The following is a 24,717-nucleotide window of genomic DNA, read 5'->3' on the forward strand; positions in this document are numbered from 1 at the left end:
TGTCGCGGAGCCCGTACCTCGGGCTCGCGACCCGGGAGTCCCGACGGTCTTCCGTGGCACTCCCCCGTGCGTACCGCCGGTTTCGGCGAATGCGGTCAAACCGAAAAGCCCCGGTTTCGATCGAGTCTACTTCCCCCGGATACGACTCGTCCCTCACCGCCCATCGGCGGTGAGGGACGAGAGATCGGACCTTTTGGGTTACTCGCTCAGCTGAGCGCGCGAACTCCGGTGGCCTGCGGGCCCTTGGTGCCCTGGCCGACCTCGAATTCGACCTTCTGGTTCTCCTCGAGGGTGCGGAAGCCCGACCCTTGAATCTCGGAGTAGTGGACGAAGACGTCAGCGGAGCCGTCCTCGGGCGCGATGAAGCCGAACCCCTTCTCCGCGTTGAACCACTTCACAGTTCCCTGTGCCATTCTGTTCCTTCTCTTTCCATACCGGAACGGCGGACTAGTTTGGTTTGATCCACCGGGTCCGTTCCGACCGCTGTACTCTGTTCCCCCTGCAGGAAGCTTCAAGCACACCGTTCGCAACATCGATCCTGCTGATGGTTTGGACTTTGGATCCGTTCCCTCGAACACAGAAGCTTGCGACCAGGAACCAGTGAACCATGTCTTCCGGCAATTCGACAGCTGAGTTACGGACAATTTGCAAAAAAGATGATCTTGCGAATGCGCAGGTGAGGGGCACAATGCCCAAATCCAAACTTGGGGTAGGTTTGCTTAGCGATAACCGAGCGAGCGTCAGGCAAAACGGCTGTGACGCAGATCGCTACTCGGCAGTGAATTGGCAGCTCGGGCGGGGACGGCACACAGTGTTCACAGTTTCGCTGCGGACCATGGTCTCGGTCCGATGAATCCGAACGGCGCGGCAACCGACCAGATATCCGGGGAGACCACCGGCTATGGGAGATCGTTGCTGAATCGTGTCCTATTCGGAGTGTCGGATGGGGAAAGTCGTATCACGCATGTGACCGACCTCCCAGCGCGGGCGGCACACTTCGAAGACTGGCCTTCCTGGGCCGCTCCGGAAGCGATCGAGGCACTGCGTGAATCCGGCGTACAAACGCCGTGGTCGCATCAGATTCGAACCGCCGAGTTGGCTTTCGGTGGTGCCCACGTCGTGGTGTGCACCGGGACCGCATCCGGGAAATCGCTCGGATATCAACTGCCGATCCTGACCGAACTCCGACAGGATCCGCGAGCCACGGCTCTGTATATATCGCCCACCAAAGCACTCGGTGCCGATCAATTCCGCGCAGCCGCGGAGTTGACCGGGGACGGCCCGCTGCGCGATATCCACCCGGCCTGCTACGACGGCGATACCGCGCCCGAGGTCCGGCGATGGGTACGGGCGAACGGCCGCTGGATTTTCACCAACCCGGACATGCTGCACGTGGGTGTGCTGCGCAACCATCAGCGATGGGCCCGGGTACTGCGCAGGCTGCGGTATGTCGTGGTCGACGAATGCCACGCCTACCGAGGAGTCTTCGGTTCCCAGGTCGCCATGGTGTTGCGCCGGCTGCGACGGCTGGCCGCGCATTACGGTGCCGATCCGATCTTCGTGCTCTGCTCGGCGACCAGCGCCGATCCGGCCGCCGCGGCAGAACGGCTGATCGGTGCGCCGGTGACCGCGGTGACCACGGACGGATCCCCGCAGGGCGCTCGCACCGTCGCGCTCTGGGAACCGCCGCTGCTGACCGATTTCAGCGGCGAGAACGGTGCGCCCGTGCGGCGGGCCGCCACCACCGAGGCGGCGCGGATCATGACCGATCTCGTGGTCGAGGGCGCGCGCACATTGACCTTCGTACGATCGCGGCGGGCCGCGGAGGTGGTGGCCATCGACGTGCGGCGAATGGTCTCCGAGGTCGATGCCGGTCTGGCCGGCCGGGTCGCCGCCTACCGGGCCGGATATCTGGCCGAGGACCGGCGCGAGCTCGAGGCGGGCCTGTCCGACGGTTCGTTGCTGGGTGCGGCGACCACCACGGCGCTCGAACTCGGCGTCGACATCGCCGGACTCGACGCGGTGGTGATGGCCGGGTTCCCGGGGACCGTCGCGTCGTTCTGGCAACAGGCGGGGCGAGCCGGTCGTCGCACCCAGGGATCACTGGTGCTGATGATCGCCCGGGACGACCCACTCGACACCTATCTCGTGCATCATCCGCACGCGCTGCTGGGCCGTCCGGTGGAGGCCGCCGTCACCGACCCGCACAATCCTCATATCGCGGCCCCGCATCTGCTGTGCGCGGTCGGCGAACATCCCATGACCGATGACGAGGTCCGCGAGCTGGGAGCCTGGGAGGTTGCCCTGGACCTTGCCGAGCAGGGGCTGATCAAGCGCCGGGAGCCTGGGCGGGGCCCGGCTCGCTGGTACCCGACCTCGGGTGCGCATCCGCACGACGACGTCGATGTACGAGGCGGAATAGGCGCCCAGATCGCGATCATCGACACGAGCAGCGGGCGGCTGCTCGGATCCGCCGATTCTGGACGCGCACCGGCCACGCTGCACGCCGGAGCGGTCCACCTGCATCAGGGTGAAACCTTCGTCGTGGACGAACTCGATGTGGAGGCCGGTGTCGCGCTGGTCCACGCCGACCAGCCCGGATGGACCACCAGCGCCCGGGCCGTCACCTCGGTGTCGGTGGACGATCGAGTGCGTGAACGCGTTCACGGGCAGGTCACGGTGACTCTGGCCGATGTGCGGGTGAGCAGGCAGGTGATCGGCTACCTGCGCACCCTGCCGACCGGTGAGGTGCTCGACCTCATCGAATTGGATATGCCGGAGCAGACCCTGCCGACCAGGGCGGTGCTCTATACGGTCACCCCCCGCCTACTGGCGGCCGCCGGCATCGAACCACGGCGAATACCCGGCGCACTGCACGCTGCCGAGCACGCCGCGATCGGAATGCTGCCGCTCGTCGCGAGCTGCGATCGATGGGATGTGGGCGGTGTCTCCATCGGCGAACATCCCGATACCGGACTGCCCACGGTCTTCGTCTACGACGGCCACCACGGCGGAGCCGGCTTCGCCGAGCGTGGCTTCACCCGGATACGGACCTGGCTGGCGGCCACTCACGCGGCCATCGCTTCCTGCTCGTGCCCACAGGGCTGTCCGTCCTGCGTGCAGTCACCGAAATGCGGGAATGGCAATACCCCGCTGGACAAGGCCGGAGCTGAGGCGCTACTCACCGCGATCCTCGCCGAACTTCCGGACGACGCGATCGAATCCGACCGGTAATGGTGCGGACATGGCCGGGACATACCCCCGACACCTGCCGAAACGCTGCTGTGAGGCGCACAGGCCCGCGGCAACATGGGTTGAAGAGGAAGTTACTCATGTTAACCAAATCATTGCCCTAGCGCTTAACGGACATGTGGGCATTCACATCCATGCATTTATCCGAATCGTGACCAAGGGATTGTTCGGACAATTGCGCGACCGAAATTCACAACAGCCGGAATGCGAATGCGTCACACTGGACAACGGACCGAATGTGGTTGCGATCACCATTCTTTCCGACACCAACCGCCCGGTATTCATGATCGATTTTCTTCGGCCACAGGTCCGGCCCGCGCGACGGCAACAACTGATCGACTGCCCACAATCGCCGGAGATACCTCGAATCCGACAGTGACCGCCACATCCCAGCCCTGCGCGGTGCACCGCACCATCCGCATCCGGCCACCCCGCACCACCGACTCGGCTCGATCGCATGCCGCCACCTCACCGAAATCCAATGCACTCGCCGCGGCCAGTGCGCCGAGATCGGCGGCGCTCTGCGCCCGATGACGCGCGCAGACCACGGCAGCGATCTGCACGATCATGACCGTCACCAGCAGCAGCGCGATCAGTGCCAGACATGCGGCCACCGTGGCGCCGCCTGCACACGCGCGGCACCGCTGCGCGGCTGTCGTCATCGCGGCTCTCCCGGCTCCCGAGCGGCGACCGCCTCGGCGCGCAGTCGAAGCATCGGCAACAGCGGCACCCGGGCGCTCACCGTCGCGACGATCCGATCATCGGCATCGCGGAGATCGATGGTGGCACCGGGCGGAGCCACCTGCCGCGCGATCGGCACCGCATCCGAATCCGCCCCACGCGCGGCGAGTCTGGCGGCCTCGCGAGCGGCGTCGATACAGCGGATCTGCATCGACGCCGCCAGCAATGCACCCAGGCAGAGCACGACCACCACCACCAGCGCCGCCAGCGCGATGGCCGCTTCGACCGTGACCGCCCCGCTCTGGTCCGCGCCGATGCACATCGGCGACGATCGCGGGCGGCAAGCGAATCTCAGACTGTGGTGTCGAGCGCCTTGTCGATGATCTTGGTCAATGCGTTGACGATCGAATCGCCGGTGACCACCGTGTAGAGCACCGCCCCGAAGGCCGCGGCCGCGATCGTGCCGATGGCGTATTCGGCAGTGCTCATGCCGTCGTCGGCCATGGCCGCCTGGATCAACCGCGAACGTAGTTCGCGTACCACCGACTGTGCTGTTGCGAGCATCGGTTTCCCCTTTCCCTTCGATCGGCGCGGCAGGTCCACGCCGAGTCCGTTGTGCCGTCACCACAGCCCACCGCCCAGCACCCGGCCGGCCAATCCGACGACCACCGGCACGATGCCCAGACATACGAAGGCCGGCAGGAAGCACAATCCGAGCGGACCGCTGATGAGAACGCCCGCACGCTCGGCACGCGTGGCCGCGGCGTCCTCGACCGCGGACCGGCACCGATCGGCGAGATCGGCCACCGCACCCGTCAGTGCCGCGCCCGAGCGCGCCGACCTGCGTACCAGCCGAGCCAGTGCGTCCATCTCGACGATCGGTGCCTCGCGAGCCGCCCGTTCCCAGGCGACGACCGGATCGGCCCCGAGGGCGAGCAGATCCGCAGCGCGGTACAGCGCGGTGCGGAAGGGCTCGGGGGCGCTGGGTGCGACGGCTCGGGCCGCGGTGGCGGCGGGCAGGCCCGCCTGGAGACAGGCAGCGAGCAGATCCAGAGCGGAGGCGATCTCGAGCGGGTCGCCTGCGGACGGCCGGATTCCCCGAGGTGGCACGGGTACGACACCGCGCGCGACGCGGAGCCGGACGGACGGCGTGACGCGAGCCGGGACGAGCAACAGCGCGACGGCCGCGCCCAGCAGGGCGACCGGGATTCCGTTCATGTCCGCACCCGCCCGGTGATGGCATCGGCCCAGAGCAGCCCCGCACCGATCAGCCCGGTACCGAGCGGCAGGAGGAACGAGCCGACTCCCCGGCCGATGAGCACCTGCACCGGATGCGCACCCATGAGCTGTCCCAGCGCGATGCCGAGTAAGGGCAATCCGGCCAGTACCGCGGCGCTGGCTCTCGCACCCGCCAGGGCCGCAGTGGTGCGTTCACCGAATCGTCTGCGCCCGGCGAGATCCGCACGAGCCGCATGGAGCAGGTCCGCGAGTGCGAGGCCATGCCGCTCCGCCACCTCCCAGGCATCGGCCACCCGCCCCAATTCGGTTGTCACGGCACACTTCCGGGTACGCAGGCCGGCGGCGCCGGACCCGCCGAGCCGCGCGCGTGCGGCGCTGACCGCGAAGGCCGCGCCGACCGGACCGCCGACCTCCGCGGCCGCGACGGATGCGGCGGTACCGGGATGAGCCCCCGTCCGCAATTCGCCGATCACCACATCCAGTCCCTCCAGTAGTTTCCGGCACTCGTCATCGTGTCGACGCTCGCGACGTCGGTTTCTCGACCGCACAACGTATGTGGCGGCCGCCAGCACAGCCGCCCCGGCCGGGCCCGGACCGAATGCGACCGTGGCGACCACCGCGGCCAGGGCAGATCCGCGAATGATCCACGTGGACTGAATATTTCGTCTCTCATCCGAACGCCTCGACAACACGCGCAGCCGGTGCCGCCGGACCGGAGTCGGCAGGACGAGCAGGGCCGCCGCGCCGCACAGCAGGCTCGCGGTCACCGTTGTGCCCGTTCGCGCAACAGGCGCGACAGGGCGTTCCGGGCGGGTGCCGCACCGGAGTCCGCACTCCACGCCGTCTCGATCCGGAGGCCGGCGTCGTCGCGGACGACCAGACCGATCTCCCCCAGCAATCGCGTGCCATCGGACCGGCGGCGCATGGCCAGGACGATCTGGACCGCCGCTGCCAGCTGGCTGTGCAGGCCCTCCCGGCTCATTCCGCCCAGTGCCGCAAGGGCTTCCAGTCGTGCCGGGACTTCGCGCGGCGAATTCGCGTGCACCGTCCCCGCACCGCCGTCGTGCCCGGTGTTCAGTGCCGTGAGCAGGTCCACCACCTCGCCCCCGCGCACCTCGCCGACCACGATGCGGTCCGGACGCATGCGCAGCGCTTGTCGCACCAGATCCCGGACGGTGACCGCTCCGGCGCCCTCCACATTCGGGACCCGGGACACGAGATGCACGACATGCGGATGCGGTGGCGACAATTCGGCCGCGTCCTCGACGCAGACGATGCGCTCGGCGGGATCGACCCGAGCCAGCAGTGCCGAGAGCAGCGTCGTCTTCCCGGCACCGGTACCACCGACCACGAGATAGGCGAGCCGGGCCCGGACGATGGCGTCCAGCAAGCGCTCCGACTCCACCGTCAGGGTGCCGGATGCGCGCAGATCGTCCAGGCTGTGGCCGACCGGCCGCAGCACTCGCAACGAGATGCAGGTCCCGCCCTGAGCGATGGGCGAGAGCACCGCGTGCAGGCGGACCCCGAAACTCTCTCCGGGCGCACGCTCGTATTCCGGCAGCCGGCCGTCCACCCAGGGTTGCGCGTCGTCGAGGCGGCGCCCGGCGGCCAGGGCCAGCCGCTGGGCCAGCCGCCGTACCGCCGCATCGTCGGGAAAGCGAACGGGTGCACGCTCGAGGCCGTTGCCGCGATCCACCCACACCGCATCGGGCGCGGTCACGAGCACATCGGAGACCCGCGCATCGTGCAGCAGTGGTTCCAGTGCGCCGGCGCCCGTCATCTCCGTTTGCAGGAGTCGCAGGGCTCGCAAGAGATCCGTATCGCCGAGGACCCGGCCCGCTTCGGCACGGATGGCGGCCGCCAGTCGTGCGGGGTCGTGCTCACCAGGCTGAGCGGCGAGCCGTTCCCTGACCCGTTCCAGCAGTTCGGCATTCACCACCCCGCTCATCGAGCACCATCCGGCAGTACGGCCAGTACCGCTTCCGCGCCGGCCAGCAGCGGGCCGCGTGTCAGCGCCAGTCCGCCCCGTTCGAGCGTCCCCGCGAGGCCCGGTTGTGCCCGCATGGCCGCCAGCAGCGGCAGCCCCAGCGTGTCCGCGACCTCGCGACCTCGCAGCCCGCCCGGGGCCGGTCCGCGAACCACCAACGCCTGGTTGGGATTTCGGCGTGCGATATCGGCGACCACCGCGCCTGCGGCCGCCACCGCACGTAGTCGGGCCGGCACCACGAATACGACGAGATCCGCGATGTCCAGGAAGTGGTCGGTATGCGGTCCCCGGTTGCCCGAGATATCGCAGATCACCAGATCCCCGGCGCCGCGACCGGCTGCCACGACGGCCCGCGCGGCGCCGACGCCGATCTCGTCCGGGCCGGTGCCGTCCGGTCTGCTGCAGGCCAGCACCTCCAGCCCAGGGGCGGCGGCAGGCAGTGCGTCGTGCAGGGCCTGCGCCCCGATGCGGCCGTCCTGCACCGTCAGGTCCGGCCAGCGGAGCCCGGGGGCCGATTCGATTCCGAGGAGCAGATCGATACCGCCACCGAGCGGGTCCGCGTCGACCAGCAAGGTCTGTGGCCGGAATCGACGATCGGCGGCGGCCAGGGCCAGCGCGCCGGCGAACACCGAGGTACCGGCCCCGCCACCGGCACCGACGAGGGCCACTACCAGCCCGTCGCCTGGATCTCGCCACGCATGGGCGGCGAACGACTCGATCAGGGTTTCGGTGCCGGAGGGCAGCGCGACAACCCGTTCCGCACCGACCTCGGCAGCGGCCTGCCAGTGTTCGAGCTCCGGCTCACCGCCGCCGACCAGCACGACCCCCGAGCGCCGGGGATATCCGGCTGCCGCGCAGGCCTGTGCCGCCGCGGTATCGACAAGCACCAGTGCGGCCGCGGCCCACGCATGTCTGCCGACAGGCATCGAGCGCTCGTCGAGTGCGCGGTCGGCCGCGGCGGCGACCCGGCGCACCTCGTCGCGCAGCCGCTGGTCGCCGACCAGCACCAGCGCTGGAGGTGGAACTGCTGCAACGGAATTCATGTCTGCCAGCGTCGCCCGAATCAGCAGTCCGGACCACAGGCCCGGCGGCGAGTGTGGACAACACGCGGCCTGTGGACAGATTCGGAGCGGTGATCGACGGCATCGCCCACTGCCGGTGTGCAGCGGCGCGAACGGATCGGAGTGGACGATCGCTGCGAATCGGGAACCGAGAGCACCAACCGGTCCAGAAATAGAGGACGGCCCCAGCCGGGGGGGGAGGAGGCTGGGGCCGTCGGGGTTCAGCCCCGGGGGGTCGGGCTGAACACGCCTGGACCATGTCCAGGTGCCAGCAATACTACACCCAGAAACGGGCCGCGACGCAAGTCCATTGCATCGGGAAGTTTCGGCCTCGACGGCGGCGGTTGCCCCGCGTCGGGGCCATATACGCATCCGGGTCGAACACCACATCCGGCGCAATGCTCCCTATTCTGGATTCGTGACGGCCGAGGGCGACCAATCAGCTACGGAAACGCGAACAGCCGGGACTCCTGGAGTCCCGCGACACCGCAACGACACAGCACCGCACGATGCGCATCGGACGGCGAACCCCCGGCAGGAGCCCCGGATCGCCGCGTTCTTCGATCTGGATAAAACGGTGATCGCGAAATCGAGCGCATTCGTCTTCAGCCGGCCTTTCTTCGATCAGGGCCTGATCGATCGGCGCACGGTCCTGGAATCGAGCTATGCCCATTTCCTGTTCATGCTCTCCGGTGCCGATCACGACCAGATGGAGCGCATGCGTGAACATCTGACCAAGATGTGCGCCGGCTGGGATGTGTCGCAGGTGCGCGCGATCGTCGCCGAAACCCTGCACGAACTGGTCGACCCGTTGATCTTCGCCGAGGCCTCGGATCTGATCGCCGACCACAAGATCCGCGGTCACGATGTGGTGATCGTCTCCGCCTCCGGTGAGGAGATCGTCGCGCCGATCGCCGCCGCGCTGGGCGCCAACTACACCGCCGCCACCCGCATGGTGGTCGACAACGGCAAGTACACGGGCGAGGTCGAGTTCTACTGCTACGGCGAGGGCAAGGTCGAGGCGATCGAAAAACTGGCCGGGACCGAGCATTACGACCTGTCGCAGTGCTATGCCTACTCCGATTCGATCACCGATCTGCCGATGCTGTCGGCGGTCGGACATCCCACCGCGGTGAATCCCGATCGCAATCTGCGGCGCGAGGCGTTGGCCCGGGACTGGCCGATCCTGACCTTCTCGAATCCGGTGTCACTGTGGTCGCGTATTCCCGCACCGTCGAGTACGACGGTGGCCGCGACCGTGGTCGTCGGACTGAGTGCGGTGCTGGCGGGTGCGGTCAGTTACCGGCTGCTGCGCCGACGCCGCTGAGAGCGGCACACCCGCAATATCGGGCCTGGTCAACGCCGCGCAACCCATCGATATAACCACGCTGCGCCGGACCCCGTATCGATTATCGAAATGTCCGCTCGACCCTTGATGTGAGGGGTATCACAGAGTAACAATGGACCCACGGAAGGGCGGAAGGCCAAGATCGAAACGGAAGAGAAGGTTCGATCTCCCGGCCGCACTTCCCAGCACGGACGCCAGGCACCCACGCGGAGCGCGCCGCGACAAGGGCAGAAGCGTTGTGGGCCTGCGAAATTCGTACTCACCTCGGCAATGGCCTCGCACAGGTTGCGGGGATGAACCGGCGGAGCGCGGATGATCGCCGAGGCCGCAGAACACAACCCGACCAGCACGCTTGGTAACCGGGCAGTCCGTGCTAGCGGGCGGTGAGGCCGACGACGGCTACGCCGCCCGCTTCGACGTATCGGTCACCTCAGGCCGCCGAATCGGCGATGGATCGCGCTTCGCGGGCACCGTCTTCGAGCCCGCCGCAACAGAACAGCACCCAGCCACCCACACCGTCGGGGGTACCGGTCGCGAAGCCGGCCGCCGCATCGAGATATGCCTGGCGCCGTCGCAGCCAGAACACCTCCGGGACGCCGAGACTGTGCGGATCCAGGCCCGATGCCACGGTCACCAGCCGGGACGCCGCCCGGGCGACCACACCATCGGCGGAACCGAACGCGCGTAGCGACAGCAATTCGCCGTGTACCACCGCCGCCAGTACCGGAGCCGGCGCACTCGAGGTCAGTACGGTCTGGGCCAGGAGATCGAGCCGATCGGCGACACCGGATTCCGCACGGGGACGGCCGAGTTCGATCTCTTCGTCGACGAGGTCCGCGGCGGCCAGCAGGTGCAGCCGCGCCAACGCCTGCAACGGCGCCCGCTGCCAGACCCCGGTCATATTGCGCAGTGCGTCACCGTCGAGCGCCTGTCCGACCCGCAGTGAGCCAGCGAGAATCGGATCGGCGACCCGACCGTCGGCCGGCAGCTCGGTGGCGCCGCCATCGATGGCCGCGGAGGAGCGCGCCGCCCGCACCGCGGCCTCGGCCGCGGTTGTCGGCCAGCCGCGGCGGTTGGCCTTGTGCATGTGGACCTCGGCGAGCGCGTCGCGGGCGCGGTCGGCCGCATCACGCACACCGGGCAGGTCGACCAGGGGTTGCAGCACATCGCTCACGACCCACACGCTAGCCGAGGCACCGTCGGCGGCCCGCAACCTCCGGGCACGACAGATTCGCGACATCCGCCCCGTACCCGCGCCCGGTGACCCGTACGCGACGCAGGTCACGGTCCGTTAGGGTCACATCGTGGCCGAGGTCACCCCCGGCCCGCGCGTATCCGATGGAAGAGGCCCGATGAGTCACAGTCGACGAGTCACCCCGGGAAGCGCCCTCGCCGGGCCGACCGGGTGCGGGCGTCCCGCAAGTTACAGGAGGCGAGATGACCGACACCACCGCTGAGCACCGAGACGTGTATCCGCCGACCGCGGAGTTCGCCGCGGCCGCCAACGCCGATGCATCGATCTACGACCGGGCCGCGGCCGATCGTGACGGTTTCTGGGCCGAGCAGGCACAACGGCTGCACTGGCATCAGCCCTGGACACGCGTATCCGATTGGGACAATGCGCCTTTCGCCCGCTGGTTCGTCGACGGCAAGCTCAACGTCGCCTACAACTGCGTGGACCGCCACGTCGCCGACGGTTACGGCGATCAGGTCGCGATCCATTGGGAAGGCGAACCGGGCGACTCCCGCGCCATCACCTACGCACAACTACAGGCCGAGGTCAGCCAGGCCGCCAACTACTTCACCGAACTCGGCCTGGTCGCCGGTGACCGGGTCGCGATCTACATGCCGATGGTGCCCGAGGCCATCGTGTCCATGCTCGCCTGCGCACGACTGGGCCTGACCCACTCGGTGGTCTTCGCCGGCTTCTCCCCCAGCGCCCTGCGCCAGCGCGTCGACGACGCCGAAGCCCGGCTGGTCATCACCACCGACGGACAATGGCGCCGCGGAAAGGCCGCACCGCTGAAGGAAGCCGTCGACGAAGCGCTCTACGCCCACGGCGACGTCCCACACAGCGTGGAACACGTCCTGGTCGTGCGCCGCACCAACATCGAGATCGCCTGGACCGAGGGCCGCGATCTGTGGTGGCACGACACCGTCGCGCAAGCGTCCGAGGAACACGCTTGCAGCGCATTCGATGCCGAACACCCGCTCTACATCCTCTACACCTCCGGCACCACCGGAAAACCCAAGGGCATCCTGCACACCTCGGGCGGTTATCTGACCCAGGTCGCCTACACCCACCACAACGTGTTCGACCACAAACCCGGCGCCGACGTCTACTGGTGCACCGCCGACATCGGCTGGGTCACCGGGCACTCCTACATCGTCTACGGCCCGCTGGCCAACCGCGCCACCCAGGTCGTCTACGAGGGCACTCCCAACTTCCCCGATGAACACCGGCACTGGCAGATCATCGAGAAGTACGGCGTCACAATCTATTACACCGCCCCCACCCTGATCCGCACCTTCATGAAATGGGGCCGCGAGATCCCCGACGCCCACGACCTGTCCTCGATCCGGGTCCTGGGATCGGTCGGCGAACCCATCAACCCCGAAGCCTGGCGCTGGTACCGCGAGGTCATCGGCGCGGGCTCGGCCCCGATCGTGGACACCTGGTGGCAGACCGAAACCGGCGCGATCATGATCTCTCCGCTGCCCGGCGTCACCGCCGCCAAACCCGGCGCGGCCATGGCAGCACTGCCCGGCATCTCGGCAAAAGTCGTCGACGAAGAAGGCAACCCCGTCGAACGCGGCTCCACAGAGGCCAACGGTTATCTGGTCCTCGACCAGCCGTGGCCGTCGATGCTGCGCGGCATCTGGGGCGACAACGAACGCTACAAAGCCACCTACTGGGAACGCTTCGCCGCTCAGGGCTGGTACTTCGCCGGTGACGGCGCCAAGATCGACGCCGACGACGCCCTGTGGGTCCTCGGCCGCGTCGACGACGTCATGAACGTCTCCGGCCACCGCATCTCCACCGCCGAAGTCGAGTCCGCACTCGTCGGGCATCACAGCGTCGCCGAAGCCGCGGTCGTCGGCGCCACCGACACCACCACCGGCCAGGGCATCGTGGCATTCGTCATCCTCACCGGCGACACGACCGACACCGGCCGCGAACTCGTCGACGAACTCAAGGCCGAAGTCTCCCGCGAGATCAGCCCCATCGCACGCCCCCGCGAGATCCACGTCGTACCCGAACTCCCCAAGACCCGCTCGGGCAAGATCATGCGGCGACTGCTCCGCGATGTCGCCGAAGGCCGCGAACTCGGCGACACCTCCACACTGGTGGACCCCAACGTGTTCGAGGCCATCCGCGCATCCAACGCCTGATCGGTGGATCCGGTAGCGAGCGCACGTCCGATATCCACCGGGCGTGCGCTCGGCTCGTTTCATGGAAACCGGCGGTAACCGGCCGGCGCCCGGCGGTTAAGATTTCGTCAGGAGTGCCGGGAAGTCTGGTCGGCGTGTGATTGGCGAGCCCGCGGGGCGAGCTCATCACAACCGCCGTCCGCGCCCGAAAGGTATTCCGTGATCGTCGCGCTCCGTTCCGAGCTGGCCCGCTATCTGCGCACCGAAACCGTCGGTGGCGCCCTGATGCTGATCGCGGCCGCGGTGGCGCTGCTGTGGGCCAATTCGCCGTGGCACGGTGGCTACTCCACCATGCTCGACACCACGATCTCGATCCCGCTGCTGGATCTGCACCTCACCCTCGCGGAGTGGACCGGAGACGGCCTGCTGGCGATCTTCTTCTTCGTCGCGGGTCTCGAACTCAAACGCGAACTCGTGGTCGGCGAGCTGGCCGATCGCAAACGTGCCGTCCTGCCCGTGCTGGCCGCTGCTGGCGGGGTGATCACGCCTGCCCTCATCGCGCTGATCATCGGCTGGGGCATGCCGGGGATGGATCGAGCCTGGGCCATTCCGGTGGCGACCGATATCGCCTTCGCACTGGCGGTGCTCGCACTGACCGGATCCCGGATACCGGCCGGGGCCCGCGTCTTCCTGCTCAGCCTGGCGGTGGTCGACGACCTGATCGCGATCGTGTTGATCGCCATTCTGTTCACCACCACGGTCGCGGTCGGCTGGCTGTTCGCCGCCGCCGCTTGCTTCGGCGCGTGGGCACTGGCCCAGAATCGGCGTATCCGCACCCCGCTGGTGTACGTCCCGCTGGCGCTGGTGGCCTGGTATGCACTGCACGAGGCCGGGATTCATCCCACGCTGGCAGGCGTGATCTGCGGGCTGCTCACCCGGGTGCGCCCCGATCCGGACGAGTTCGAGGCACCCGCGGCCCGCCTCGAGCATCTGTTCCAGCCCGTCTCCGCCGGGCTGTGCGTGCCGCTGTTCGCACTGTTCGCGGCCGGAGTCCCGTTGTCGGGCAAGGTATTCGGTGAGATGTTCACCTCCCGGTTGTCGCTGGCGATCATGGCGGGGCTGCTGATCGGGAAGACGGTCGGCATCTTCGGTACCAGCTGGCTGGCGATCCGATTCGGAATCGCCAGGCGGCCCGCCGGTCTCGGCAATCGGGACATGTCGGCCCTGTCGGTACTGGGCGGGATCGGTTTCACCGTTAGCCTCTTGGTGGCAGAACTTGCGTTGACCGACCGAGAGTCGGCCGAACTGGCCAAGGCCGCCGTGTTGACGACATCCTTGACGGCGTCGTTACTCGGTTCGGCGCTACTGTTGCGGCGGGGCCGGGCGCATCAGGCGCGACGCGACGCAAGGGCGGCCACCGCAGACGAGTGAAGGCCGGACAGCACCGGGACATGGAGAAGGGTCGAGCAATTGAGCGTCACAAACGGCGGTAACGGGCACGATGCGGGCCGCAATCGGACCGTCACCTCGATTCCGCTGTCCGAGGTCGATACCACCGCGGGCGCCAGTGTGGGCGATCTGGTGCGCGACGCGGCCGAGCAGATGTCGACCCTGGTCCGCGCCGAAGTGGAGCTGGCCAAGGCCGAGGTGACCGGCGAGATCAAGAAGGGCCTGCAGGGCAGCGTCTTCTTCATCGGCGCGCTGACGGTCCTGCTGTTCTCCTCGTTCTTCTTTTTCTTCTTCCTCGCCGAACTGCTCGATGTGTGGCTGTACCGGTGGGCGGCGTTCCTGATCGTCTTCGCGCTGATGATCGTCGTGGTGGTCGCGCTGGGCCTGCTCGGCTATCTGAAGGTCCGCAAACTCCGGGCGCCGGCCAAGACCATCGAATCGCTGAAGGAAACCCGGTCGGTCCTGCCGCAGGGCTTCGGATCACACGCCGAGCACACGGCCGACAAGCCGTCCGCCTGACGCGGCCATTACGCTTTCGGCGTGTCGTCGAATTCGCCTCCCGATCCGTCCAGCGTCCGTTTCGACGGTCCGTGGACACATCGCGACGTGCGCGCCAACGGCATCCGCTTCCATATCGCCGAGGGCGCCGGTGCGGACACGGCGGGTGATCCCGCGCGCCCGCTGGTCGTTCTCCTGCACGGCTTCGGCGATTTCTGGTGGTCGTGGCGGCATCAGCTCACCGGACTCACCGAGGCCGGATACCGCACCGTGGCGGTCGATCTGCGCGGTTACGGCGATTCCGACAAACCGCCGCGCGGCTACGACGGCTGGACCCTGGCCGGTGATATCGCCGGACTCGTGCGCGCACTCGGCCACACCGACGCCACGCTCGTCGGACATGCCGAGGGCGGTCTGGTGTGCTGGGCGACCGCCGTCCTGCATCCGCGGGTGGTGCGATCCATCGCGCTGCTGGCCTCGCCGCATCCGGTGGCGCTGAAGCGCGCGGTTCTGCGCGACCGTCGCCAGCGCTCGGCCTATCTGCCGAATTTCCTGCGTTATCAATTGCCGCGCTATGGCGAAAATCTTCTGACCCGGCAGGACGGCTTCGAGGTGGAGCGGCTGGTTCGAGATCGAGTCGATCCCCGATGGGCGGCAACGGCGGAATTCGTCGAGACCGCGCAGAACATGCGCACAGCCATCCGGGTGCCCGGTGCGGCACACTGCGCCCTGGAATATCAGCGCTGGGCCTTCCGCAGCCAGTGGCGTCCCGACGGGCGTCGCTTCCTGTCCGCGATGCGCGAACCCGTTCGCATTCCGACGCTGATCCTGCACGGCGAATCGGACCACTACATCCTGGAATCGACTCTGCGCGGCGCGGCCCGGCTGGCACCGGACCGGCGAGTGGTGCGGATTCCGAATGCGGGGCATTTCGCCCATCAGGAAAATCCCGGTGCGGTCACCGCCGCACTGGCCGAACTGCTGGGCGATCCGGCCACCGCGCAATACGTCTAGGACGCACGGGGCGCCGAAGGCTCTGTCCGCCAATCGGACCGGCGGTGAATCGCCGATCAGTTCAGAACACAGTCTCCGGTGCCGACCGGCGCGGCCGAACCGCCCGCTGCCTGCAGATCGGATTCGACCTCTTTGAGTGTCAGCACATAGCCGGTGTCGTCGTCGGTGACGGCCGCACCGAAGACCACGCCGAGTACCTGACCATCGGTATCGACCAGCGGTCCACCGGAATTGCCCGCCCGGACGCGGCCGCGAACCGTGTAGACCTGGCGTTCCACGGTGTTGCTCTTGTAGATGTCGGGCCCGGTCAGTTCGAGTGTCTCCCGCACTCGCGCGGCACTGGCGGTGTAGGGACCACCGCCCGGATAACCGAGAACGATCGCGCTCTCCCCTGATTTGCCCGCGGCTTCGGCCAGCGGGATCACCGGGGCGTTGAGGCCGGGCACGGCCAGGATCGCGACGTCCTTCGACGGGTCGAACAGCACCACCGTGGCGTCGAGCCGACCACGCGCGGTATCCACCTGCACGGTCGAAGTACCCGCGACCACGTGGGCATTGGTCATGATGCGCTCGGGCGCGACGACGAATCCGGACCCTTCCAGCGCGCGCTGGCAACTCGGTGCGACGCCGTTGATCCGCAGCACACTGTGCTGCAGATTCAGCGCCACCGGTGTGTCGAGCACGCTGGGATCCGGCGGTTCGACCGCCGCGATCGGCGCACGCCCGAACGGACCGATCACCTCCGGCAGCCCGGAGGTGTTGAGCAGTTTGGAGAATTCGTTGGGCACCCGCCGCAACCAGTTGGGCGCGACCGTGTTGACGTCGGACAGCACGCGAGACCCGTTGACGGCCGCGGCGATCCCGGGCTGTGACGACGAAGCCAGCGGTAGTGCCAGCAGCCAGGCGGTCACCAGGACGGCGACACACTGCAGCGCCGCGCCGACGACGCTGTCCACACTGCGTGTGAACGGATGGCGCATACCGCTGCGCGCCGCCCGGCCCAGCACCATCCCCGCGACCTCACCCACGACCACCAGGACGACGATCAGCACCACACCGACGAGCACACGCTTACGGCCCTCGCTGATGTGCTGCAGGATGTGCGGCGCGATCAGAATGCCGGCGACCGCACCGAGCACCACGCCCAGGAAACCCAGCGCGGACGCCACCGCGCCCTGCCGCCAGCCGGAGGACGCGGCGAGCAGAGCAATGATGATGACCGCAAGGTCGAGCCACCCGGAACTACTCATAACGTCATCCCCACTGCCGCGAGCGAGGCCTGCAGATCACGCACATCGTGGTGATCCCAGTCCCGCTCCCATCCCGATACCGCAAGCAGACCGGCGAGCACACCGGCGGTGAAACCCCAGACGAGCATGCCATCAACGGCGAAGGCCGGGCCCATATACCCCAGCGGATGACGCACGACGAACCGGTTGGCGGGGTCGATGAGATCGACCAGCGGCACCCGGACCACCCGCGCGGCCTCGGCCTCGCTGACCACGCCCACCTCACCCGGTGTTCGCCAGTAGGCGACCACGGGGGTCACATCGAAACGCGAGGGCGGCACGAAGATCTTGGGAAGTATCGCGAAGGGCTCGACCCCGGTGGGATCCAGTCCGGTCTCCTCGCGCGCCTCGCGCAGCGCGGTACCGATCGGTCCGTCGTCACCGGGTTCGACCCCACCGCCCGGGAACGCGACCTGGCCACGATGCTGGCGCAGTGTGGCCGCGCGCTGGGTCAGCAGCAGATCGGCATCGGCGGGCATCCCGCCCGGCGACGTGGGATCGGCGTCGGGCGATCCGCCGAACAGGACCAGCACCGAGGCCTCGCGCGGTCGAAGTGCTGCCGACGCGATCTTCCCCGCGGTCCGATGCAGAACCTGATTGACGCCGGTGGGATCCGCGGGCTCGTGTTCGGCGACCCCGCGCAGCCATTGCGGAATCACGCAGCGACCCCCAGACCTTGTTCGACGGCTGCGGCGACCTCGTCGGCGGACTTGAACGGCTGGACGAGGACCTTCGCGATCGAACCGTCGGCGCGCACGAGTATCGAGATGGGCAGGACCCGGGGAGCATTCGACACCGAGCGCACCTTCCCGTCACCGTCCTGGACGCCGGGCAGATGTACGCCGAGAGCACGCAGGCGGTCCAGCCCACGTGTCTGCGCCGGGTCGCTGTGCACGGTCAGCACCGTCACCGCATCGCCCGCCCGGTTCGCGTACTCCTGCAGGGCGGGCAGTTCCTGCGCGCACGGTTCGCAGTAGAAGGCCCAGAGGTTCAGCAGCGCCGGGCGGCCCGCGAGGGCGGCGCCCAGATCGATCGGGCGACCGTCGGCCAGGCATTGGACGACCATCCCCGCCAGCGGTCCGGCGTCCGGAGCGGGTTCGGTCCGCGCCGACGGGCGAGGGCAGTCCGCCAGGGCCGCCGCCGCGCGCTGATCGTCGGAGACGGCCGCCGGACCATCCTGGACCGCTGTGGCGGTCACCGACGATGCGCCGTGTTCATCGCGCGGCCAGACCGCCACCGCCAGAGCCACCACCGTGATCAGAACTACGAACGCCCACCGCCACGCAGTCGGTACCGACTTCACCGGCCCACCAATTCGAGCAGATGCTCGGCCTCCGGCCCCTTCACCAGTGCAGCGGACGTCGCGGGATCGGTCGGGCCGATGCCGTAGGAAGGGCAGTCCTTCGCCAGGAGGCAGGCGCCGCAGGCCGGCTTGCGGGCGTGGCAGACGCGCCGGCCGTGGAAGATCACCCGGTGCGAGAGCATGGTCCATTCCTTGCGCTCGATCAGCGCGCCGATGGCATGCTCGATCTTGACCGGATCCTCCTCGGCGGTCCACTTCCAGCGCCCCACGAGCCGCGAGAAATGGGTGTCGACAGTGATTCCCGGCACATCGAACGCGTTACCGAGGATGACATTGGCGGTCTTGCGGCCGATACCCGGCAGCTTCACCAATTCGGCCATCGTCGCGGGCACTTCACCGTCGTGCTGCTCGAGGAGTGCCTGCCCCAGCCCGATCAGTGAATTCGTCTTGTTCCGGAAGAATCCGGTGGGCCGGATGTACTCCTCGAGTTCGGTCCGATCGGCCTCGGCATAGTCCTTCGCGTTGCGATATCGCGCGAACAACGCCGGAGTTGTCTGATTTACCCGAATATCGGTGCATTGCGCGGAAAGGATTGTGGCGACCGCCAATTCGAGTGGCGTGCTGAAATCCAGTTCGCAGTGCGCGTCGGGAAATGCAAGAGCCAGCGTCCGATTCATACGACGAGCCCGTCGTACCAGGCCGAGCCGGGTCTCTCCGGCGAAACGTGCGGCCGATTTCGAGTTCGATCGCGTGGATTTCACCTTGCTCGGCGAATGGGATTCCGCCGATGTGACCGACGCCGCAGCGGGGGCCTTCGCCGCCGAGTTCTGCCCGTTCACGGCGTTGGATCTGGGTTCACGCACGCGTCCACCATACGGAACGACACCGACGTGAGCGCGTTCGCGAAGTCTCCCCGTGTTCCATCTGAGACCTTCTCCGTGTTTACTCACCCGTATGCAAGGACTCGCTGTGGTGCTCTTCCCGGTGGTGTTGATGCTGTTCGCTCTGTTGATGGAACGCGTCGAAAACCGGCTGCGCAAGCTGCTCGAACCGGGTGAAGAGGTCCAGCAATATCTGGACAGGGCCAGCAATGCCGAGGTCAACGAGCTGGCGAAATTGGGTGTTCCCGCACACGCCGGTGCCGGTGGCCGTCGCGTCAGAAGTGAAGAGCTCGACGTCGCCCAGGCCAGCTGAGCAGGTCCCGCCGCGCGGCGGATTTCGACGAATCGGGAACTTTCCACGACACCGTGCCCGTTCACATACCGCTCGTTACGTGGTGTCTGTCACTGCGCTGCGCGAATGGCAAGTAGACTGCACTGTCGGCCGAACGCTTCGGTCCGACGCTGTGGCGATAGCGACACGAGCTGAGCGGCAGTAAGCACCGTCAATTCCCATAAGGAGCACATTCGTGGACGAGGCCCTCGCCAGAGCAGGCATCTTCCAAGGCGTCGAGCCCACCGCGGTGGCCGCTCTCGCCAAACAGCTTCAGCCGGTGGATTTCCCGCGCGGTCATGTCATCTTCAACGAGGGTGAGCCCGGCGATCGGCTGTACATCATCACTTCGGGCAAGGTGAAGATCGGCCGCCGGTCCCCCGACGGCCGTGAGAACCTGCTGACCATCATGGGTCCATCGGATATGTTCGGCGAGCTGTCGATCTTCGATCCGGGCCCGCGTACCTCCACGGCCACCACGGTGACCGAGGTTCGCGCGGTGACGATGGACCGCGACGCGCTCAAGGCGTGGATCGATCAGCGTCCGGAGATCGCTGAGCAGTTGCTGCGGGTGCTCGCCCGTCGTCTGCGGCGTACCAACAACAACCTCGCCGATCTGATCTTCACCGATGTCCCCGGCCGAGTCGCCAAGGCGCTGCTGCAGCTCGCACAGCGGTTCGGCACCCAGGAGGCCGGCGCACTGCGGGTCACCCACGACCTGACGCAGGAGGAGATCGCCCAGCTGGTCGGCGCCTCGCGCGAGACGGTGAACAAGGCCCTGGCCGATTTCGCCCATCGCGGCTGGCTGCGACTCGAGGGCAAGAGCGTGCTGATCTCCGATTCGGAGCGGCTGGCTCGCCGAGCGCGGTAGGGATTCCCTCCGCGCTTCGGCGCGCCCGGCCGGACTAGTCGGCGCGGCGCAGGTAGGCCAGCTGCGCCTGGACCGAACTGCGCGCCGCCGGCCACAGCTTCTTGTCCACATCGGCGTACACGCGCGCCACGATCTTCATCGGGGACGCGTCGTCACCCAGTTCGCGCAGTGCCGCCCGGACCTGGTCCAGACGTTGCTGCCGATGCTGGATGTAGTAATTGATCACCGGTTCGGCCTGCGAGTGATCGGGGCCGTGCGCGGGCAGCAGCGCCCGCCCGGGCGCCTGCGCCGCCAGCCGATCCAGTGAGGCGAGATAGTCTCCCAGTGCGTCGTCGCGCGATTCCAGCACGGTCGTACCACTACCCAGCACGGTGTCTCCGGTGACGATCGCGTCGTCGAGGAGCACACTCACCGAATCCTCGGTGTGCCCCGGTGTGCCGAGCACCGTCAAACGCAGTCCGGCCGCCTCGACGATCTCGCCGTCGGTCAGCACATCGGGCGAGCCGGACAGATATCCGGGATCCATCGCCCGCACCGGCGTTCCGGTCAGCTTCACCAGCCGATCGATGCCACCCGTGTGATCGTGATGGTGATGGGTGATCAGTGTCAGCGCGATCTGTCCGCCGGTTTCCCGCGCGATCGCCTCGCTGTGCGCCTTGTCCTTGGGCCCCGGATCGATCACCACACAGTCCGAGCGACCGGGGGCACGCAGAATCCAGGTGTTGGTGCCGTCGAGCGTCATCTGGTTCGGATTGTTCGCCAGCAGCACGGACGCGGTCTCGGTGACCTTGCGAAGCTGCCCGTACGCGGGGTGCGCCAGGGCTGGTCCGCCTCCCCGCGCCGTTTCGCCGGTCATGAGTGCCCCATCATTTTCGCGCCGGGCCGGCGGTCGAGCACCCGGCCGAACTCTGGATGTTCCCGACGAGGTACCCATGTACTTACGAGATCTGCTCTCACCTCCGGAAATCCGGAGGTGAGAGTGGAGCGGACGTCAGTCATCCCCCCATTCAACCCCGAATCTCGGCAATGAGCTCCACCTCGACCGGGGTCCCCTTCGGCAGCTCCGCGACCCCGACCGCCGAGCGCGCGTGCACACCCGCGGTGCCGAAAACCTCGCCGAGCAGCTCGGAGGCACCATTGATCACCAGTGGCTGATCGGTGAAACCCGGTGCGGAGGCGACGAATCCGACCACCTTGACGATTCGCACGACGGCATCCAAGCCGACCAGATCGTGCACGGCGGCCAGGGCGTTCAGCGCGCACAGACCGGCGGCGCGGGCGGCTTCGGCGATATCGACCTCGCCACCGACCTTGCCCGTCGCCGACAACGCACCGTCGACGAACGGCAACTGTCCGGCGGTGTAGACCAGCGAACCGGAACGAATCGCCGGGATGTAGGCGCCGGCGGGCGCCGCGACCGGCGGCAGGGTCAGCCCGAGCCGGTCGAGATTGGCCTGCCAGTCGACACCCGAGGCGGTCACGGCTTGGGCCGCTTCAGATACGCCACATGCTGCTCGCCGGTCGGACCGGGCAGCACCGTGACCAGCTCCCAGCCGTCGGCACCCCACTGATCGAGAATCTGCTTGGTCGCATGGGTCAGCAGCGGCACGGTCGCGTACTCCCAGACGGTCACATCGCTCATGTCGCAGAAGCGTACTGGTGTGGGTGCGGGCCGGGTGGTGCGGCCGTGCGACCGGCCTGTCCGCGAACGCACGACGATCAGCACATTTCGGGCCCGGACGGAAGTGTGCTGTGGTCAACGAGACAGTAGCCCCATCCTCTGGTCGCTGTTTCGTAACGGGTTATAGGCTCGCGAACGTGGGAGTACCGACGGCAGTACCCGTTTCGCAAGAGCCGGGACTGAAATTAGGGTGGCCGGACCGAGCCGACAAGGCGCGGCTGCATTACGTATCCGGTAAGGGCGGGACCGGAAAATCCACGGTCGCAGGCGCTTTGGCCCTGGCACTGGCGGCCGGTGGACGCCGGGTACTCCTGGTCGAGGTGGAAGGCCGCCAATCGATTGCCCAATTGTTCGATCTGCCGCCGCTGCCGCCGACCGAAACGAAGATCGCCACCGCCGACGGTGGCGGCGAGGTGATGGCGCTGGCCCTCGATATCGAACACGCCTTTCTCGAATATCTCGACATGTTCTACAACCTCGGCTTCGCCGGCCGGGCGATGCGCCGGATGGGCGCCATCGAATTCGTCACCACGATCGCACCGGGTCTGCGGGATGTCATTCTGACCGGCAAGATCAAGGAATGCGCGGTCCGCGCCGACAAATCCGGCAAGGCCGTCTACGACGAGATCGTGATCGATGCGCCGCCGACCGGCCGGATCGCCGGATTCCTCGATGTCACCAAGGCCATGGCCGAAGTAGCCAAGGGTGGGCCGATCGCCGGTCAAGCCGAGGGTGTGGCCGCACTGCTGCATTCCGAGCAGACGGTCGTGCATCTGGTGACCCTGCTCGAGGCGCTGCCGGTACAGGAGACCGCCGACGCGATCGCCGAGCTGACCGAGTCCGACTTCCGCATCGGCACCGTCATCGTCAATCGCGCCACCGAGGGTTTCCTCCCCGCTCCGGTACGGGCCCGCGTGGCGAATGGCGACCTCGATCTCGCCGCGGTGCGATCCGGGCTGGCGGAGGCCGGAATCATCCTCGACGACAACGATTTCGAGGGTTTGATCCAGGAGGCCGTGGAACATTCGGCGACCCTGCAGGCTCAGGACGACAGCTCCGCGGAACTGGCCAGGGTGGATATCAGCCGCCTGTATCTGCCCGCCCTGCCCGACGGGATGGACCTGGGCGGACTGTACGAATTGGCCGCACATCTGAGCGCACAGGGAGTCCGCTGATGAGTCATCCGAGCCCCCTGATCCCGCCGGCGACCCCACTATTGGACATCGAGGCGATCATCGCCGATCGGACGGCCCGGGTGGTGGTGTGCTGCGGTTCCGGTGGGGTCGGCAAGACCACGACGGCGGCGGCCATCGCGCTGCGCGCCGCCGAACAGGGCCGCAAGGTCGTGGTACTCACCATCGATCCGGCCCGGCGGCTGGCGCAATCACTGGGGGTCACCGATCTCGGCAATGCGCCGCAGCGCGTCCAATTGCCCGAGACCGCCCGGGGCGAGCTCTACGCGATGATGCTGAACATGCGCCGCACCTTCGACGAGATGGTGCTCGAGCACACCACTGCGGACAAGGCCGAGCAGATCTTCGCCAACCCCTTCTACCAAACGGTCGCCTCGTCGTTCGGCGGAACGCAGGAGTACATGGCGATGGAGAAGCTGGGGCAACTGGTCGCCAAGCGCGACTGGGATCTGGTCGTCGTCGACACCCCGCCCTCGCGCAATGCCCTGGATTTCCTGGACGCGCCCAAACGGCTCGGCAATTTTCTCAACGGCCGGATGATCCGGGTGATCATGGCACCCGGCCGCGGTGTGGGCCGCTTCGTCACCGGCGCCATGAGTCTGGCGGTGCGCGGTGTGTCCACGATCGTGGGCGGCCAGATGCTCAAGGACGCGTCCCTGTTCCTGCAGTCGCTGGAATCGATGTTCGGCGGCTTCCAGGACCGTGCCGAGCGAACCTACGCCATGCTCTCGCGACCCGGCACGCACTTCGTGGTGGTCGCGGCGGCGGAACCGGATGCGCTGCGCGAGGCGTCGTTCTTCGTCGATCGGCTCTCCACCGATCAGATGCCACTGGCCGGACTGGTCCTCAATCGCACTCATCCGGTGCTGTGCACCCTGCCGGCGGCCCAGGCCATCACCGGCGCCGACCGGCTCAGCCCGGGCGCGGGCAGTGATGCCGACGGCACCACGGAGGAAACAGCGGCCGCGGACGCGACCACCGATCCCGCGACACTGACCGCCGACATCCTGCGCATCCACGCCCATCGCGCGGTGACCGCCAAGCGGGAACGGCATCTGCTGAATCGCTTCACCGGCGCTCATCCGCGGGTACCCATCGTCACGGTCACCGCGCTGCCGTTCGAGGTCTCGGATCTGGAGGCCTTGCGCGCGGTCGGCGATCAACTCGCCGGGAATCCGGCGGCCTGATCACTCTCGACCGCGAGCGGCTCACCGCGGATCCGGTCCGGGCCTTCGGACGTGCGGCCCCGATTCCGCACGTCCTTCGG

Annotated in this window: 26 protein-coding genes; 10 read left to right on the forward strand and 16 right to left on the reverse strand. The window is 67.6% G+C overall.

Annotated elements, in window-relative coordinates; genetic code table 11:
- Positions 1 to 206: 206 nt before the first annotated feature.
- Entirely contained in the window at positions 207 to 413 is a 207-nt protein-coding gene (locus AB0L57_RS05155; protein WP_011206895.1) for a cold-shock protein, read from the reverse strand.
- 436 nt (positions 414 to 849) lie between these two features.
- On the opposite strand from AB0L57_RS05155, the gene AB0L57_RS05160 reads away from it, so the two are divergent.
- Complete coding sequence (locus AB0L57_RS05160; RefSeq protein WP_364957465.1) at positions 850 to 3,234, forward strand: DEAD/DEAH box helicase; 2,385 nt, start codon at positions 850 to 852, stop codon at positions 3,232 to 3,234.
- A gap of 299 nt (positions 3,235 to 3,533) precedes the next feature.
- Here the strand turns inward: AB0L57_RS05160 and AB0L57_RS05165 are convergent, their stop codons facing one another.
- The 7 genes from AB0L57_RS05165 to ssd form a co-directional block, all read right to left on the reverse strand.
- Positions 3,534 to 3,914: an Rv3654c family TadE-like protein gene (locus AB0L57_RS05165; RefSeq protein WP_364957468.1), complete on the reverse strand. Its 381-nt coding sequence runs from the start codon at positions 3,912 to 3,914 to the stop codon at positions 3,534 to 3,536.
- A complete protein-coding gene (locus AB0L57_RS05170) occupies positions 3,911 to 4,255 on the reverse strand; it encodes a TadE family type IV pilus minor pilin (RefSeq protein ID WP_364957471.1) in 345 nt (114 codons plus the stop codon). Before AB0L57_RS05170 ends, AB0L57_RS05165 begins: the two co-directional genes overlap by 4 nt.
- 29 nt (positions 4,256 to 4,284) lie before the next feature.
- A complete protein-coding gene (locus AB0L57_RS05175; protein ID WP_364957474.1) occupies positions 4,285 to 4,497 on the reverse strand; it encodes a DUF4244 domain-containing protein in 213 nt (70 codons plus the stop codon).
- Between the two features lie 57 nt (positions 4,498 to 4,554).
- Positions 4,555 to 5,151, reverse strand: coding sequence for a type II secretion system F family protein (locus AB0L57_RS05180; RefSeq protein WP_364957477.1), 597 nt, complete (start codon positions 5,149 to 5,151; stop codon positions 4,555 to 4,557).
- Positions 5,148 to 5,648 (reverse strand): hypothetical protein, encoded by a 501-nt coding sequence (locus tag AB0L57_RS05185; RefSeq protein WP_364957480.1) that lies wholly within the window; start codon positions 5,646 to 5,648, stop codon positions 5,148 to 5,150. The genes AB0L57_RS05180 and AB0L57_RS05185 overlap by 4 nt, the downstream gene beginning before the upstream one ends.
- A 287-nt stretch (positions 5,649 to 5,935) precedes the next feature.
- Positions 5,936 to 7,120 (reverse strand): TadA family conjugal transfer-associated ATPase, encoded by a 1,185-nt coding sequence (locus tag AB0L57_RS05190; RefSeq protein WP_364957483.1) that lies wholly within the window; start codon positions 7,118 to 7,120, stop codon positions 5,936 to 5,938.
- A complete protein-coding gene (ssd, locus tag AB0L57_RS05195; protein WP_364957486.1) occupies positions 7,117 to 8,202 on the reverse strand; it encodes a septum site-determining protein Ssd in 1,086 nt (361 codons plus the stop codon). Before ssd ends, AB0L57_RS05190 begins: the two co-directional genes overlap by 4 nt.
- Positions 8,203 to 8,767: 565 nt before the next feature.
- Between ssd and AB0L57_RS05200 the strand changes: the two genes are divergently transcribed.
- Complete coding sequence (locus AB0L57_RS05200) at positions 8,768 to 9,547, forward strand: HAD-IB family hydrolase (RefSeq protein WP_364959242.1); 780 nt, start codon at positions 8,768 to 8,770, stop codon at positions 9,545 to 9,547.
- A 451-nt stretch (positions 9,548 to 9,998) separates the two neighbouring features.
- Here AB0L57_RS05200 and AB0L57_RS05205 read toward each other — a convergent pair whose 3' ends face one another.
- Positions 9,999 to 10,742, reverse strand: a complete 744-nt coding sequence (locus AB0L57_RS05205; RefSeq protein WP_364957490.1) for an oxidoreductase — start codon at positions 10,740 to 10,742, stop codon at positions 9,999 to 10,001.
- Between the two features lie 263 nt (positions 10,743 to 11,005).
- On the opposite strand from AB0L57_RS05205, the gene acs reads away from it, so the two are divergent.
- From acs to AB0L57_RS05225, 4 genes are all read left to right on the forward strand, one after another.
- Positions 11,006 to 12,961: an acetate--CoA ligase gene (gene acs, locus AB0L57_RS05210; RefSeq protein ID WP_364957492.1), complete on the forward strand. Its 1,956-nt coding sequence runs from the start codon at positions 11,006 to 11,008 to the stop codon at positions 12,959 to 12,961.
- Positions 12,962 to 13,159: 198 nt separating this feature from the next.
- Positions 13,160 to 14,371 (forward strand): Na+/H+ antiporter NhaA, encoded by a 1,212-nt coding sequence (gene nhaA / locus AB0L57_RS05215; RefSeq protein ID WP_364957495.1) that lies wholly within the window; start codon positions 13,160 to 13,162, stop codon positions 14,369 to 14,371.
- 39 nt (positions 14,372 to 14,410) lie between these two features.
- Positions 14,411 to 14,908 carry a phage holin family protein gene (locus AB0L57_RS05220; protein WP_364957498.1) on the forward strand — a complete coding sequence of 166 codons (498 nt, stop codon included), beginning with the start codon at positions 14,411 to 14,413 and terminating at the stop codon, positions 14,906 to 14,908.
- A 21-nt stretch (positions 14,909 to 14,929) separates the two neighbouring features.
- Positions 14,930 to 15,901: an alpha/beta hydrolase gene (locus AB0L57_RS05225; protein ID WP_364957500.1), complete on the forward strand. Its 972-nt coding sequence runs from the start codon at positions 14,930 to 14,932 to the stop codon at positions 15,899 to 15,901.
- Positions 15,902 to 15,957: 56 nt separating this feature from the next.
- Here AB0L57_RS05225 and AB0L57_RS05230 read toward each other — a convergent pair whose 3' ends face one another.
- From AB0L57_RS05230 to nth, 4 genes are read right to left on the reverse strand one after another with little or no spacing between them, the layout of a single operon-like run.
- A complete protein-coding gene (locus AB0L57_RS05230) occupies positions 15,958 to 17,151 on the reverse strand; it encodes a MarP family serine protease (RefSeq protein ID WP_364957503.1) in 1,194 nt (397 codons plus the stop codon).
- On the reverse strand, positions 17,148 to 17,849 hold the full coding sequence (locus tag AB0L57_RS05235; protein ID WP_364957506.1) for a CoA pyrophosphatase: 702 nt from the start codon (positions 17,847 to 17,849) through the stop codon (positions 17,148 to 17,150). Before AB0L57_RS05235 ends, AB0L57_RS05230 begins: the two co-directional genes overlap by 4 nt.
- Positions 17,846 to 18,493 (reverse strand): TlpA disulfide reductase family protein, encoded by a 648-nt coding sequence (locus AB0L57_RS05240; protein ID WP_364957509.1) that lies wholly within the window; start codon positions 18,491 to 18,493, stop codon positions 17,846 to 17,848. Before AB0L57_RS05240 ends, AB0L57_RS05235 begins: the two co-directional genes overlap by 4 nt.
- Positions 18,490 to 19,254: an endonuclease III gene (gene nth, locus AB0L57_RS05245; RefSeq protein WP_364959244.1), complete on the reverse strand. Its 765-nt coding sequence runs from the start codon at positions 19,252 to 19,254 to the stop codon at positions 18,490 to 18,492. The genes AB0L57_RS05240 and nth overlap by 4 nt, the downstream gene beginning before the upstream one ends.
- Before the next feature lie 193 nt (positions 19,255 to 19,447).
- Here nth and AB0L57_RS05250 point away from each other — a divergent pair, with 193 nt between their 5' ends.
- Both AB0L57_RS05250 and AB0L57_RS05255 read left to right on the forward strand, forming a co-directional pair.
- Entirely contained in the window at positions 19,448 to 19,687 is a 240-nt protein-coding gene (locus AB0L57_RS05250) for a hypothetical protein (protein ID WP_364957512.1), read from the forward strand.
- 214 nt (positions 19,688 to 19,901) lie between these two features.
- Positions 19,902 to 20,576, forward strand: a complete 675-nt coding sequence (locus AB0L57_RS05255) for a Crp/Fnr family transcriptional regulator (protein WP_019044571.1) — start codon at positions 19,902 to 19,904, stop codon at positions 20,574 to 20,576.
- 34 nt (positions 20,577 to 20,610) lie between these two features.
- Here the strand turns inward: AB0L57_RS05255 and AB0L57_RS05260 are convergent, their stop codons facing one another.
- From AB0L57_RS05260 to AB0L57_RS05270, 3 genes are all read right to left on the reverse strand, one after another.
- Entirely contained in the window at positions 20,611 to 21,432 is an 822-nt protein-coding gene (locus tag AB0L57_RS05260; protein WP_364957515.1) for an MBL fold metallo-hydrolase, read from the reverse strand.
- Positions 21,433 to 21,583: 151 nt separating this feature from the next.
- Positions 21,584 to 22,057, reverse strand: coding sequence for a RidA family protein (locus tag AB0L57_RS05265; RefSeq protein ID WP_364957517.1), 474 nt, complete (start codon positions 22,055 to 22,057; stop codon positions 21,584 to 21,586).
- Complete coding sequence (locus tag AB0L57_RS05270) at positions 22,054 to 22,218, reverse strand: DUF4177 domain-containing protein (RefSeq protein WP_364957520.1); 165 nt, start codon at positions 22,216 to 22,218, stop codon at positions 22,054 to 22,056. Before AB0L57_RS05270 ends, AB0L57_RS05265 begins: the two co-directional genes overlap by 4 nt.
- Before the next feature lie 176 nt (positions 22,219 to 22,394).
- On the opposite strand from AB0L57_RS05270, the gene AB0L57_RS05275 reads away from it, so the two are divergent.
- Together AB0L57_RS05275 and AB0L57_RS05280 are read left to right on the forward strand one after the other, a co-directional pair.
- On the forward strand, positions 22,395 to 23,432 hold the full coding sequence (locus tag AB0L57_RS05275) for an ArsA-related P-loop ATPase (RefSeq protein WP_364957523.1): 1,038 nt from the start codon (positions 22,395 to 22,397) through the stop codon (positions 23,430 to 23,432).
- Positions 23,432 to 24,637: an ArsA family ATPase gene (locus tag AB0L57_RS05280; RefSeq protein ID WP_364957525.1), complete on the forward strand. Its 1,206-nt coding sequence runs from the start codon at positions 23,432 to 23,434 to the stop codon at positions 24,635 to 24,637. The genes AB0L57_RS05275 and AB0L57_RS05280 overlap by 1 nt, the downstream gene beginning before the upstream one ends.
- The last annotated feature ends 80 nt before the right edge of the window (positions 24,638 to 24,717 follow it).

This window comes from Nocardia sp. NPDC052254 (assembly GCF_040679495.1).
In the GTDB taxonomy this organism is placed as follows: domain Bacteria; phylum Actinomycetota; class Actinomycetes; order Mycobacteriales; family Mycobacteriaceae; genus Nocardia.